General features: G+C 40.1%; 13 protein-coding genes. 7 read left to right on the forward strand and 6 right to left on the reverse strand.

The features are described from left to right. Window positions 1-17: 17 nt before the first annotated feature. The 3 genes from I6J03_RS12080 (at window position 18) to miaA (ending at window position 3013) form a co-directional block, all read left to right on the forward strand. Window positions 18-1436 (forward strand): CCA tRNA nucleotidyltransferase, encoded by a 1419-nt coding sequence (locus I6J03_RS12080; protein ID WP_003011249.1) that lies wholly within the window; start codon window positions 18-20, stop codon window positions 1434-1436. 86 nt (window positions 1437-1522) lie between these two features. Then, a complete protein-coding gene (locus I6J03_RS12085; RefSeq protein WP_003011247.1) occupies window positions 1523-2104 on the forward strand; it encodes an IS1096 element passenger TnpR family protein in 582 nt (193 codons plus the stop codon). Beyond that, on the forward strand, window positions 2105-3013 hold the full coding sequence (miaA, locus tag I6J03_RS12090; protein ID WP_003011244.1) for a tRNA (adenosine(37)-N6)-dimethylallyltransferase MiaA: 909 nt from the start codon (window positions 2105-2107) through the stop codon (window positions 3011-3013). It begins immediately after the preceding gene. An 81-nt stretch (window positions 3014-3094) separates the two neighbouring features. Here the strand turns inward: miaA and I6J03_RS12095 are convergent, their stop codons facing one another. The 4 genes from I6J03_RS12095 to recJ form a co-directional block, all read right to left on the reverse strand. After that, window positions 3095-4162, reverse strand: coding sequence for a branched-chain amino acid aminotransferase (locus I6J03_RS12095; RefSeq protein ID WP_003011241.1), 1068 nt, complete (start codon window positions 4160-4162; stop codon window positions 3095-3097). 652 nt (window positions 4163-4814) lie between these two features. After that, window positions 4815-6329, reverse strand: a complete 1515-nt coding sequence (locus tag I6J03_RS12100; RefSeq protein ID WP_003011238.1) for a GH3 auxin-responsive promoter family protein — start codon at window positions 6327-6329, stop codon at window positions 4815-4817. A 24-nt stretch (window positions 6330-6353) separates the two neighbouring features. Continuing rightward, on the reverse strand, window positions 6354-7088 hold the full coding sequence (gene lptB, locus I6J03_RS12105; protein WP_003000598.1) for an LPS export ABC transporter ATP-binding protein: 735 nt from the start codon (window positions 7086-7088) through the stop codon (window positions 6354-6356). A gap of 39 nt (window positions 7089-7127) precedes the next feature. Next, window positions 7128-8828: a single-stranded-DNA-specific exonuclease RecJ gene (gene recJ, locus I6J03_RS12110; protein WP_003011235.1), complete on the reverse strand. Its 1701-nt coding sequence runs from the start codon at window positions 8826-8828 to the stop codon at window positions 7128-7130. Between the two features lie 114 nt (window positions 8829-8942). Here recJ and I6J03_RS12115 point away from each other — a divergent pair, with 114 nt between their 5' ends. The 3 genes from I6J03_RS12115 to I6J03_RS12125 all read left to right on the forward strand — a co-directional run bounded on the left by I6J03_RS12115 (window position 8943) and on the right by I6J03_RS12125 (window position 11615). Then, on the forward strand, window positions 8943-9722 hold the full coding sequence (locus tag I6J03_RS12115; RefSeq protein ID WP_003011232.1) for an MBL fold metallo-hydrolase: 780 nt from the start codon (window positions 8943-8945) through the stop codon (window positions 9720-9722). 155 nt (window positions 9723-9877) lie between these two features. Further along, on the forward strand, window positions 9878-10357 hold the full coding sequence (locus I6J03_RS12120) for a cation:proton antiporter regulatory subunit (protein ID WP_003011229.1): 480 nt from the start codon (window positions 9878-9880) through the stop codon (window positions 10355-10357). A 16-nt stretch (window positions 10358-10373) separates the two neighbouring features. Continuing rightward, window positions 10374-11615 (forward strand): cation:proton antiporter, encoded by a 1242-nt coding sequence (locus I6J03_RS12125; protein WP_003011227.1) that lies wholly within the window; start codon window positions 10374-10376, stop codon window positions 11613-11615. A 21-nt stretch (window positions 11616-11636) separates the two neighbouring features. Here the strand turns inward: I6J03_RS12125 and I6J03_RS12130 are convergent, their stop codons facing one another. After that, window positions 11637-11966 (reverse strand): metal-sulfur cluster assembly factor, encoded by a 330-nt coding sequence (locus I6J03_RS12130; RefSeq protein ID WP_003000593.1) that lies wholly within the window; start codon window positions 11964-11966, stop codon window positions 11637-11639. Window positions 11967-11975: 9 nt separating this feature from the next. Beyond that, a complete protein-coding gene (locus I6J03_RS12135) occupies window positions 11976-13142 on the reverse strand; it encodes a glycosyltransferase family 4 protein (protein ID WP_003011224.1) in 1167 nt (388 codons plus the stop codon). A 150-nt stretch (window positions 13143-13292) separates the two neighbouring features. Between I6J03_RS12135 and I6J03_RS12140 the strand changes: the two genes are divergently transcribed. Next, the gene (locus tag I6J03_RS12140) at window positions 13293-14270 is read left to right on the forward strand and encodes a polyprenyl synthetase family protein (protein ID WP_003011222.1); all 978 of its coding nucleotides are present in this window, start codon (window positions 13293-13295) and stop codon (window positions 14268-14270) included. The last annotated feature ends 81 nt before the right edge of the window (window positions 14271-14351 follow it).

Raw genomic sequence — 14351 nt, forward strand, 5'->3', positions numbered from 1 at the left:
GAGAACCGTGGCAAGCTATGAGTGACAACTTACAACATCCGATTTTCTCCCTTATCAAAGATTTAGCACAACAAACAAGTACCGAATGTTATGTCATTGGAGGGTATGTACGCGACCGAATAATGGGGAGGCCATTCAAGAATGATGTGGACATTGTTGTGATAGGAAGCGGAATTGAGTTTGCCGATAAACTAGGGGAGAGGTTGAATACTAAAGTTACCGTATACAAAAGTTTTGGTACAGCCATGTTGGTATATGACGGATTGAACATTGAATTTGTAGGCGCGCGTAAAGAGTCTTATCGTTCAGATTCCAGAAAACCAATCGTAGAAAACGGAACGCTGGAAGACGATCAGAATCGCCGCGATTTTACGATCAATGCCATGGCATATTCCTTGAATGCGCATAACTATGGAGCTTTATTGGATCCTTTCAATGGAATAGAAGATATCGAACAGCGAGTTATCCGTACACCGTTGGCCCCTCAGGAAACGTTTTCTGACGATCCCTTAAGGATGATGCGTGCTATTCGTTTTGCATCACAGTTAGGATTCAAGATTGATATTCATACAATAGAAGCTATATATAGTACCCGCGAACGAATCAGTATTATTTCAAAAGAGCGTATTACGGATGAGTTGAATAAAATTATTCTGTCAGAAAAACCTTCCGTTGGTTTCAAATACCTGTTTGATACGGGACTTCTGGAGCTTATATTTCCGGCCATGTACCAGCTACATGGAGTTGATATCGTAGAAGGGAAAGGACATAAGGACAATTTCTACCATACACTTGAAGTCCTGGATAATGTTGCTGAATACAGCGATGATCTGTGGCTGAGATGGGCAGCGATTATGCACGATATTGCAAAACCTGCTACTAAGCGATTTGATAAAAAGTTAGGCTGGACCTTTCATGGTCATGAAGATAAAGGTGCCCGAATGGTTCCAAAATTATTTGCAGAACTCAAATTACCATTGCATGATAAAATGAAATTTGTGCAGAAACTGGTGCTTTTGCATTTGCGTCCTATTGTTTTGGCCAAAGATATTGTTACGGATTCAGCTGTCAGACGCCTACTGTTCGAAGCCGGGAATGATATCGATGCTCTCATGCTCTTATGCCATGCAGATGTAACAACAAAGAATGAGTACAAGAAGAAAAAGTACAGAGAAAACTTTGAACTAGTCAAGCAAAAACTAAAAGATGTAGAAGAACGTGATCAGATCCGCAATTGGCAGCCGCCTATTACAGGAGAAGATATTATGACAGTATTCAATCTGGGACCGGGAAGAGAGGTCGGGAAAATAAAGAATGCAATCCGCGAAGCTATATTAGAAGGTGATATTACGAATTCGAAAGAGCAGGCCTATTATTTTATGTTAGAGCAGGCAAAACAAATGGGTTTGGAAGCTAAGCATAAGCTAGTACTATAATCTCATTTTTATTCAGAGAAATAAAATTGTAATTTTAGACTGCAATTTAATATAATACAAATTAAAGATTTCATACAGTTACAGCAATGGCCATATACAGATTTAGAGTTACATTTGAAGACTACGAAGATGTTTATCGTGAGATTGATATGCTTTCCAAGCAGAGTTTTCTGGATTTACATGATGCAATACACAAAACTACAAATTACGAAACAGAGGTTTCGTCTTCATTTTATGTCAGTAATGATCAATGGAAAAAGGGAACCGAAATCGCCCTTCTTCCTTCAGAAAGAAAGATCAGTACCGACGTATTGTTGATGGAGAATATCCGCCTGAGTAAATTTATAGATGATCCTCATCAAAAATTTTATTACGTCTATAATTTTGACCGTCCGTACGACTTTCATGTAGAGTTAATCAAGATACTGAAAGAAGAAGACGGGAAAGAATATCCGGTTGTATTCAAGACTGTAGGAGTAGCTCCTAAACCATTGGGTACTTTTGCAGCTCCGACAACTCCGTTGGATGAGGATGATGATACCGCAGATTATGAAGAAGAGACACAATATGGAGTAGATGAAGAAGACGACTACGACATGTTCGATGATGAAGAAAGTGAAGAAGGCGGAGAAGAAAAAGGCTCAACAGGAGTCGAAGACGAATACTAAGTGAAGCAAAAGACATTAATAGCCATAGTAGGTCCTACCGCAGTCGGAAAGACAGCTATGGCTATACAGATTGCACAATATTACAAGACGGAAATTATCTCCGCAGACTCCCGGCAGTTTTATAAGGAAATGTGTATCGGTACAGCTAAGCCTTCAAAAGAAGAGCTTGCAAGTGTACCCCATCATTTTGTGGACTCTCATTCCGTAGATGAAGAATATACTGCAGGAGATTTTGAAAGAGATGCGCTCGTCAAACTGGAGGAACTGTTCACACATCATGAAGTAGTTGTAATGGTAGGAGGTTCTGGACTGTTTGTAAGAGCCGTATGCGAAGGTCTCGATAATCTTCCTAAACCTTTGCCCGGCATTCGGGAAGCACTGAATGAGCGGTTGGAGACCGAAGGTATCGGAATCCTGCAGCATTATCTTCAAGAGGTAGATCCCGTATATTTTTCTGAAGTCGATATTGATAATTCACAACGTGTTATCCGTGCATTGGAAGTATATGAAAGTACAGGGAAACCATTTTCTTTCTATCGACAGCACACTGTTGCGGAGCGTCCCTTTAGCATTATTACGGTTGCTCTGAATACCGATCGTACACAGTTGTATGACCGGATCAATAAACGTGTAGACCTGATGATGCGGGCAGGATTGGTAGAGGAAGTGAAAGGATTGATGCCTTATAGAGATAAACCAGCTTTGTTAACAGTAGGCTACACCGAAATATTCGATTATCTTGCCTGTAAGATTTCATTGGAGGAAGCGGTCGATAAGATAAAACAGAATTCACGCAGATACGCCAAACGTCAGATTACCTGGTTTAAGAAGGATACAGACACAAGATGGTTTGAGCCGGATGATCAGGAAGGAATCCTCAGTTATACAGATTCTCTATTGCCTCAGTAAAAGGTTGATACGAATCTGAATTAAAAAGGAAAGGGAGAAATCATTGATTTCTCCCTTTCCTTTTTAATTGTAGTCTTCTGATTAAACAATCAGATTCCATCCAAACGGATCTTCAATTTTTCCATAACGAAGATCATTCAGATAGCTCAGTACCTTGTTTGAAAATTCACGATTTTCGACTGCAGGCAGTTCATACAATTCACCGTTGAATCCGATAGTAGATATAGGTGTTAATGTAGCCGCTGTTCCTGCAGCGAATGCATCTGTAACGATTCCTTCTTTGATTCCGTCAATCAACTCCTGTACAGAGACATGGCGCTGTTCTGCTTTATATCCCCAGTGCTGAGCCAGTTCAATAATGGTACGTCTTGTTACTCCATGTAAGATGGTGTCATCATGAGGGGTAATAATGGTGTCACCTATACGGAATACCAGATTTGCTGTACCAGCTTCTTCGATATATTTATGTTCTTTGGCATCTGTCCAGATTAACTGATCAAAACCTTCATCATTCGCCAATCGGGTAGGATAAAGAGATAAGGCATAGTTACCTGCATTTTTTGAAAATCCCACACCGCCTTGTGCTGCACGGGTATAATGAGTCTCTACCTTTAATTTCAGAGGCTTATTATAATATGCTCCTACAGGGCAAGTAATAATAATGAATTTATATGTAGCAGACGGGTGAACACCTAATGCTGCTTCCGTAGCAAACATAAAAGGTCTGATGTAAAGGGAAGTTCCTTCTACATTCGGCACCCAGTTTTTGTCTACTTGTAATAGTTTTTTTAATCCACCTATAAAGATTTCTTCCGGTACCTCCGGCATCTCCAGTCTGGCAGCTGATTTATTGAAGCGTTCCCAGTTCTTTTCAGGACGGAAAATACTGACAGTTCCGTCTTCAAATTTATACGCTTTGATTCCTTCAAAAATAGCTTGTCCGTAGTGTAATGCAGACATTGAAGGGCTAATGGTAAGGTCACCGAATGGAACGACACTCACATCTGTCCATTCTCCGTTTTCATATTCAGCCACCAACATGTGGTCTGAAAAATATTTTCCAAATTTTAGATTGTTAAAGTCTACCTGCGAGAGTCTTGATTGTTGTGTTGGCTCTACGCGAATGGAATGTGTTTCTGTCGCGCTCATCTTTAAAATTTATTTCTTAGGCTAATGTAAGGAAAAGAAACACAGGATGAAAGTTATGGCCCTGAAAATTTTTGAGAATGCAAAGAACTATACCCTTTGGATTTAATGTTCAGACACAAAAAATATTATTTTTTAAAACAAAACAGAATCTCCGTTGTTACATTTCAGCATAGCAGGTTCTGATTTATCAGAATCCGTTTGTTTTATAGAAGATCTGTCTAAAGGATCACAATTATAACATCAATTATTAATGCCAAATAATTCATCTATGAAAAACAATACAGATAATAAAATAGAGCAGGTCGGGATGATCCGGTTTATTTTAGGCTTTTTTGTCTACCTCTATCGGGTAGCTATTAAACCTTAATTAGCTGTGTCAGTATCCCCGGACTGGCAGAGCAGAAATTAAATATTTCTTATACAACTACCTTTAAAGAAATGAAAATTAATCTTGTATAAAAGATTAAATGTTTATTTTTGATTGTAACCTATTGATAGCTAATATGGTAAATCGGGAAAATAGTCAGAGGGACGCTCGTGATATAGAGCTTTCCTTTAGAGATTCGCCTATCAGAAGCACGGTTCTGATACTGAAATTTATATATGGTTTTTTAACTTATCTGGTTGCGGTCATTTTCAGACGAGCCTGAGGTTATTTTCCCATTAACTTCAGTATAGGCTCCAGATATTCTCTGTTATTAGATAGTCTGGGCACCTTATTCTGGCCACCAAGTTTATCTCTTGATTTCATCCACCCGAAAAAGGTGTTTTGAGGCGCATTATGGATAACCGGGAAAGATAAGGCCATGTTTTTGAATCGTTTCGCTTCATAATCTGAGTTGACAGACTTTAGTGTATCATCCAGTATCTGACAGAAGTGCTCGAAGTTATCCGGTTGCTGTTCGAATTCGATGATCCACTCATGTGCACCTGCTTCTCCGTCTTTGAAATACACCGGTCCGGCGGTGTAATCCTTTACAATAGCGTGTGTCCGTTCACAGGCTTTGTTGACAGCCATTTCTGCATTATCAACGATGACTTCTTCTCCGAAGGTATTGATATATTGTTTGGTCCTGCCCGATACCTGTATTCGATATGGAGATAAATCCGTAAACTTGATTGTGTCTCCGATCATATACCTCCACAATCCAGCATTAGTAGAAATAATAAGCGCATAATTTTTGCCGATTTCTACCTGATCCAGACTTAATGTCTTAGGATGTTCATCATGAAGATTCTCAATAGGCAGAAATTCATAATAAACCCCGTAATCAAGCATAAGTAACAAATCATCTGAGTCAGAGCGATCCTGAAGAGCAAAATAGCCCTCAGAAGCATTGTAATTCTCCAGATAATACATGTTTTCTGAAGGTATCAGTTTTTTGAACTGTTCACGATAAGGTTTAAAGCTGACTCCACCATGGCTGTAGAATTCCAGATTAGGCCAGACTTCCAGCAAATTGCTCTTTCCGGTGATTTCCAGTATTCTTTTGGCCATGACCACATTCCAGGTCGGAACTCCGGCCAGACTTGTTACATTTTCCTTAATTGTAATATTGGCGATATTTTCAATTTTTTCTTCAAAATTGGGATTAAGAGTCACCTCGGTATTTGGTGTACGCTTAAATTCGGCCCAGAATGGAAGATTTCGAATCAGAATAGAGGACAGATCCCCGTAGTAAGAATCCGAATTGAAGCTGTTAATCTGAGAACTGCCGCCCAATACAACGGATTTACCTGTGAAGAGTTTGTTTTCGGGTCTGTTGTGACAATAGATAGAAAGCATATCCTTTCCTCCCTGATAGTGACATTCTTCCAGAGCTTCTTCACTGACCGGGATAAATTTGCTTTTATCGGCTGTAGTGCCTGAAGATTTTGCAAACCACTTTATATCGGATGGCCAAAGGATATTTTGCTCTCCTTTGATCATTCGGTCTACATATCCTTTGATCGAATCATAATCCTGGATAGGAACTCTCTCCTTAAATTCCTCGGGTGTAAGAATACTTTTATAATCATATTTCTTGCCCCATTCGGTTGCTTCGGCAGTTGAGACCAAGCTTTGAAACCACTCTTCCTGTACTTCATGCGGGTATTTGATGAAAAGGTCTATCTGATGCATCCTTTTCTTTAAAAACCAGGTGAAGAGTGAATTTAGTAATGCCATAGTCTATATCAACGATTTAGAATATTATAGTTTTTTTCTTCTGAGCTCGAAATGACGGCCGAGATAGAATTTACGGGCCAGTTCATTATCAGCGATTTCTTCCGGTGTACCTGTCAGCATAATCTTGCCTTCCGTCAGGAGATAAGCTCTGTCTGTAATGGATAACGTCTCCTGAACATTGTGGTCAGTGATCAGGATTCCGATATTTCGGGTTTTCAGTTTGGAGACAATCGTTTGGATCTCTTCTACCGCAATAGGATCTACCCCTGCAAAAGGCTCATCCAACAGGATAAACGAAGGATTAGCAGCCAAAGCACGGGCAATCTCTGTCCGTCGGCGCTCTCCCCCGGAAAGCAGATCTCCTCTGTTTTTGCGGACACGGTGCAGGCTGAACTCCGAAAGAAGTTCTTCCAGTTTTGCCAGACGCTCTTCCTTGTTAGGATAATGGATCTCGAGGACAGCAAGAATATTATTTTCTACAGACAACTTTCGGAATACAGAAGCTTCCTGAGCCAGATAGCCTATTCCTTTTTGCGCACGCTGATACATGGCATCGCTTGTGATTTCCTGATCATCCAGAAATACATGACCTTCGTTGGGTTTTATCAGCCCTACAATCATATAAAAGGAGGTTGTCTTTCCGGCACCATTGGGACCTAATAAACCAACGATTTCGCCTTGTTCCACATGAAAAGAAACATCATTCACAACGACACGTTGCTTATACTTCTTGATAAGATGTTCTGCTTTTAAGATCATGAATGTACGTATTTCAAAACTGATGCTTTACAAATATATTTAATATCGTATTGCTTTTATATTTAATTGCAAATTCTTCTTGCCTCTCCAGTTGTTCTCTTCAATGACGTAGCAGATATCAAACGGTTTTCCGCTATTGATATGCGCAATATGCTCGGCTAATCCAAAACCTATACACTCAAAGGCTGCGGAATCTTCCTGACGAATGGTCATTTTGATATGATTGGTGCCTACAAGATACGCATTTCCGATAACAACTACTTTTTTAGTCAGAAAGATAGGAGCGTCATTTTGGGGCCCGAAAGGTTCAAATTGCTTTAAAATTTTGAAGAATCGGGATGTTATTTCCGTTAATGGAATAGTAAGTTCGATCAGAACTTCCTGTTGCAGCATTTCGGGTTTGATAAGCGTATTGACGACATCTTCAAATTTTTGCTGAAATGAAGTGACGTTTTCCAGTTTCATGGTCAGCCCGGCAGCGTATTTATGTCCTCCAAACTGATCCAGCAGGTCACTGCATTCGCTCAGGGCCTCATAAAGGTCAAATCCGATGACCGATCTCGCAGATCCGGCTACATGTCCGTTGGTCTGTGTCAGAATAATAGTAGGTCTGTAGTATTTTTCTGTAAGACGGGAAGCTACGATCCCTATAACGCCTTTGTGCCAGTCTGATTTGAACAGTACCGTCGATTTGCGGGCTTTTAGATTCTCACTTTCATCGATCAGGGCCAATGCTTCTTCCGTGATCCTGAGATCAAAATCCTTTCGGACATTGTTTTGATCGTCAATGCTTTCGGAGAAATCTTTTGCTTCCTGTAAGGATTTGGAGATGAGTAGTTTGACCGCATCTTTGGCGTGATCTATTCTTCCGGCGGCATTGATGCGCGGACCGATTTGAAAAACAATATCATTGACTGTAAAAGTCCCGGTTTTATTTGAAGACAGATTTATCAGTGCCTGTAAGCCACAGCAAGGATTGGTGTTGAGTTTCTGCAATCCGAAATGAGTCAATATCCTGTTTTCACCGGTGATAGGTACAATATCTGAAGCAATACTGACGGCTACCAAATCCAGAAACTGATAACACTGCTGAATATCCATTCCGTTTTTTTGGATAAAGGCCTGGATGATCTTAAATCCTATCCCACATCCGGAAAGTTCCTTGTAAGGATAAGGGCAATCCTCACGTTTGGGATCCAGTACTGCTATGGCATTCGGTAGCACATCGCCTGGTAAATGGTGATCTCCGATAATAAAATCAACATTTCTTGCATTCGCATAATCGATTTTATCATTGGCTTTGATACCACAATCCAAAGCAATAATTAAAGAAAATCCGTTTTCGGCAGCATAGTCAACGCCCTGCATGGAAATCCCATATCCCTCAGCATACCGATCCGGGATATAAAACTCAATACGGGAATGAAATTCTCTGAAAAAATTATAAACTACCGCTACTGCAGTTGTGCCGTCTACATCATAATCTCCGTAGATAAGAATCTTTTCATTATTGCCGATAGCTTTTTCAATTCTGGAGATTGCAATATCCATGTCTTTCATCAGGAAAGGGTCATGGAGCTCTTCTAAAGATGGTCTGAAAAAGGTACGTGCCTGATCAAACGTTTCGATTTCACGGGCGATAAGCAATTCGGAAAGTACAGTACTGATACCTAATTCATCACTCAGTTTTATGACTTTGTTATGTTCAGATTTAGACTTCAGTACCCACCTTTTTTGCATATCTTTGCCTTGATTTAACGTGTAAATATACGTTTTGAAATGCTACTTACCTAATCTTTGGACAGTAACTCAAAATGTTAAAATCATAACTCCCATATTTCCAAGTATATAAATATGATACAGGCAAATTCGCTTTTTGAAGGCTCTTTTTCAGTTGATTCCTCTAAAAAATTTATTCCGTTTGATAAAAATAAGGACGATCCCAAAGACAGACCGGGATCTATGTTTGTCCATGTTCATCCCTTTCTGATCGAGTCTTCAGCAGGCTTGATTCTGTGTGATGCAGGATTGGGACAGACAGACAATGCCGGAAATCTGATCATTCATAATAATATACGCAGACTTGGTTTTGAACCTTCCGATGTCAAATTTGTGCTGATGTCTCATCTCCATAAAGATCACACAGGCGGTATGGTTGAATTCAGGGATGGCGTTGGCAGGATTGCATTTCCTGAAGCCGAATATATTGTACAACGCGGAGAGTGGGAAGATGCCTTTAGCGGTAATTCTTCCTCTTACAAAACGGATATCTTTGATGTAATTCAACGGAGTGGAAATCTGGTGTTGGTGGAAGGAGACGGGATTGTGAATAATGAGATCAGTTATGAGCGTAACGGAGGGCATACACCTCATCATCAGGTGTTTCATATTGAAACAGGTGGTGAGCATTATTTCTTTGGTGGTGACGTGCTTCCTGAACCTGAGGAAATTTTTCATAATTATATTGCAAAGTATGATTATGACGGAAGGAAAGCAAAAGACTTACGTCAGGAATATTGGGAAGAAGGTGCTCCGAATGACTGGGTATTTCTGTTTTATCACTCCAAGAGTATCGCTGTCGGAAGAAGCCAGCAGAAAGAAGACGGTTCCTACAAACTGGTAGAAGCCAGATAAGCGATTTTATCCATAACAGGGTCATTTTGATGTTTTTCGGGGTGATCCAGCGCTATTTATCTTTAATTTTAAGCATTTTTTGGTTATATTTGTAATAAACGGGTCTTAAGTAAATGCCGTTTTATTACTTTTTTTTATCCCTAATCATTTACATTATGTCAATTGTAAGAGAATCTGATCTTATTGGTATCGGTAAAAAGTATCAAATAGAAACGGATGCTGGAGACAGTATGGTTGTAGTTATTCATGATGATGGTCGAAGAGAACTCTATCGTTATGATGTGGAAGAGAATGAGTCTCGCTGTGTGATGACCCTTACCGATGAAGAGTCAAGACAGGTTGCAGGTATTATCGGAGGATTATCCTACAAGCCTAAGGCTTTGGAGACTATTGAAGTCGCATTAGATGACTTGATTATAGAATGGTACAAAGTCGTAGGGACAGATGTGAGCTGTAATAAAACAATCGGAGAACTGGCTGTCCGTAAAAATACAGGAGCCAGTATTATTGCAGGTATCAGAGATACAGATACTGTTATTAATCCGGGACCCGATTATGAGATCAGTCCGGGTACCACTTTGGTTATTGCCGGAAAACGAAGTAATATCAAAGCCCTTAAAGAAATATTACATTAATCACTAAATTCACTCTATGCTATCTACTACCCTTATTTTAGAAATCGGTATCGCTGTTGGTCTTGTTGCAATTGTTGGTTTTATTGCAAACAAGCTGAAGTTCTCGGTTATACCTTTTTTTATATTGATAGGGATGGTATTAGGGCAGCATGCCCCCCAGTTTGGAATAGTGGATCTGACATTTACCGAGAGTAAGCCTTTCATTGATTTTATGGGGCGTCTCGGTGTGCTGTTTCTCTTGTTTTATCTGGGTTTGGAATTTTCGGTCGGGAGATTGATCAAGTCGGGCAAATCCATTGTTACCGGAGGGACAGTATATGTACTGCTTAATTTTATATCCGGATTGCTTATAGGATGGCTGATGGATATGCCTTTCAAAGAAACAATGGTTCTTTGCGGGATTATGACCAGTTCTTCTACTGCCATTGTAGCAAAAGTATTGACTGATCTGAAGCGTACCGCCAATCCGGAGACGGAGGTAATTATGGGTATGATCATGTTTGATGATCTGTTTATAGCCATGCATATCTCGTTTCTTTCGGGATTGATTTTGACAGGAAGCAGTTCATTCTGGACTGTAGCTGGTACTTCCCTGCTGGCACTGGGTTTTATTCTGGTGTTCCTCATCGTAGGGCGTAAGCTTGTACCTGCAATTGATAAGTTGTTGCAGGTAAAATCCTCTGAATTATTTATCCTGCTGATCTTTGCATTACTGTTTCTGGTTGCGGGATTTTCAGAAACAATCCACGTTGCAGAGGCTATCGGAGCATTAATGGCCGGATTGGTACTGGCAGATTCGCAATACATCAAAAAAATCGAAGCCATGGTGCTGCCTTATAAAGATTTCTTTGGTGCGATGTTCTTCTTTAGTTTTGGACTGTCAATAGATATGATGTCGCTGGGAGGAGCAGTGATGTGGGCCGCAATAGCAGCAGTTGTTACGATAGCGGGCAACTTAGTCTCCGGATATTTTGCTTCTAAATTTTCAGGAATGAAACCACGTGTTTCGTTTGATATTGGTTTTACATTATCTGCAAGAGGTGAATTCTCTATTATAATGGCGAATATTGGTAAAGCAGGGGGATTGCTCCCTGTTCTGCAGTCTTTTGTTGTTGTTTATGTACTGATCTTATCCATTGTTTCTCCTTTATTTACAAAGGAATCCAGAAATATATGGAACAAATTATTTGGTAAGGATCAGATACAGGCTAAGCCAGTCAAGAAATTAAGCGATCTGGAAGGGAATCAGGAGGCATAAGACAATTTGTCTTATGCACTGCTATAGAAACCCCAGTTCCAGTTTTGCTTCTTCAGTCATCATGTCTTTAGTCCATGGCGGATCAAAGGTCAATTCTACCAACGCTTCTTTTACACCTTCTATTCCGGCCACTTTGCGTTGAACCTCATCCATAATTTCTCCTGCCACAGGACAACCCGGAGCTGTCAGTGTCATGACGATCTTAGCGGTACCGTCCTCTTTTGTGATAACTTCATAGATCAATCCCAGATCTACAATGTTGGCTGGTTTCAATTCCGGATCATAAATGGTCTCCAGTACCTTCTGAATCTCCGGACCCAGATTTAATCTGTCTAAAAAAATGATACTCATACTGCAAAGTTACGACTTAAATGCTATAAGGTTTTGATATTCTGAGCGCAGTTTTCTAATCACAATGTCACGAGTGAAATGTCTTTCATATATCTCATAGGCCTGTTGCACCAGATCTTTGTGCTGCTCTGCTGATAATAGATTAAGCTGAGCTATGCTTTCCAGTATCGATTCTGCTGTCTGCGGATCGAATAAAAAGCCTGTTTCTCCTGGTTTTATGATATCCGGAATAGCGCCAATATTACTTGCCAATACAGGAGTATAATAGCTCATGGCCTCCAATATGGTAATCGGAACACCTCCTTCATAGCATACCGAAGGAACCAGCAATGCCCGGCATGTCGCCAGTTCATGTGCTATTTCGGACTTACTGAGTAAGCCCAGATAAGTCAGATTGGGATGATGAGCTACGAGTTCCTGCACCTCAGGTAACTGCGGACCTGTACCTGCAATTTTTAATTTCACGGGGGTTCCGGAAAGTGCCTGAAGCAGATTGATGATGCCCTTTTCAGAAGACAGACGACCGATATAAAGAAAGTGGTCCTCTCTGTTTGCTGGCTGTGTAAGCGTTAGCGGATCAAAGAAGTTTGGTTTCACTACAAACTTGTTATGATCCACGGGTAAGGTACTGCTGATAAACAGTTTTCTTGAGAATTCGGCCAATACCATATACCGGTCTACCAAATTCCAGGTCCCCGTCTTGCGATGAAGCCAATAGCTGAATGCTGTCCAGAATGTCTTCAAGAGGGAATGATCCAACACTTTATTCCGGACTGCGATCCATGGAAAATGCTGATTGATACTATCCGTGAATAATCTGTTTCTGTAAAAAAGAGTAGCTGAGGGGCATAGCAATCTGAAGTTATGCAAAGACATCACCAAGGCTTTTCCACTTTTTTTTGCATAGCGTATGGCTAGCGGACCACAGGCATATTGTGTATTGTGAAAGTGGATAATATCCGGATTTACTTCTTTTATTTTCCTCTTTACTTTTTGTGCTGCAAAAATATTCCAGGGGCTCAGCAGAAATTGAAATAATCCTTTTATACCTTTTTTATTAGTAAAGGTCAATGTGAATACATCATCGGTTTCCTGCATCGCCAACGCTTCCTGATGGAAGACCGTGTCTTCTCCTCCAAGATCCTGATAATGATTATGAATAATTAGAATACGCAAAACGATAGAATCAAAAGTTAAAATTAGAAATTAAAAACCGGACTACAGGTGTTTGCTATAATAATTCTGTAAATGGCAGCATAGTCTATGTGCTGCCGGCTACTTAATACTGCTGACTAATTATTATCTTCGCAAGGACAACGAAAAACTATGAATACAACTTTAACTCTTTCCCGTTACGTTCAAGAAGCACTTACCTCTGCGGTTTTTCCGCAGGAACCCGCTAATATGTACGATCCTATCCGCTATATCCTGACTTTAAAAGGTAAACAGGTACGACCTGTACTTACATTGATGGGGGCTCAGCTATTCGGTGAAGAAGATATGGAAAAGGTAGTGCCTGCTGCTTTAGCCATAGAGTATTTTCATAATTTTTCACTCATCCATGATGATATTATGGATAAGGCTCCGCTGAGAAGAGGACAGCTGACCGTACATGAAAAATGGAATGATAGTGTCGCGATTCTTTCGGGAGACGGCTTATTGGTCAAGGCTTATGAACAAGTAGCCAAATGTCCTAAAGAGAATCTGTTGGATCTGCTTACAACCTTCAATAAAGTAGCCACTGAAGTTTGTGAAGGACAGCAACTGGATATGGATTTTGAATCTTTGGATCAGGTGACGGAGGACGAATATCTGCATATGATCAGACTCAAAACTTCGGTATTACTCGGAGGGGCACTCCGTATGGGAGCAATCATTGCACAGGCTTCGCTTGAGCAGCAGGAATTTATTTATGACTTCGGAGTAAATGTAGGTATTGCATTTCAGCTTCAGGATGATATTCTGGATGTGTATGGAGATCCCGAAACATTTGGTAAACAAGTCGGGGGAGATATCATCGCAAATAAAAAGACATTTTTGCTGATTAAGTTACTGGAACATGCTTCCGACACAGATCTTGCTCATATTCAGAATCTTTTGACTGCAGATCTTGAACAGGAACCGGACAAGGTGCAATTAATGAAACAATTTTACGCTAAATACGATATTTCAACGTTAGCTAATAGAAAGAAAGAATATTTTACAACGCTCGCTTTTGATACATTAGCAAAAATCAATGTACCTTCAGAAAGAAAGGCAGAGTTGATCAAATTAGCAGAGAATCTATTGAACCGAATTCAATAACATAATTTTTAATTATGATAAATCGGCTATTTTTACCATATTGTAAAACAATCAAATAGTTAATAAAGCGCGCATCGAAAG

It is taken from the genome of Sphingobacterium spiritivorum (genome assembly GCF_016724845.1).
GTDB lineage: Bacteria > Bacteroidota > Bacteroidia > Sphingobacteriales > Sphingobacteriaceae > Sphingobacterium > Sphingobacterium spiritivorum_A.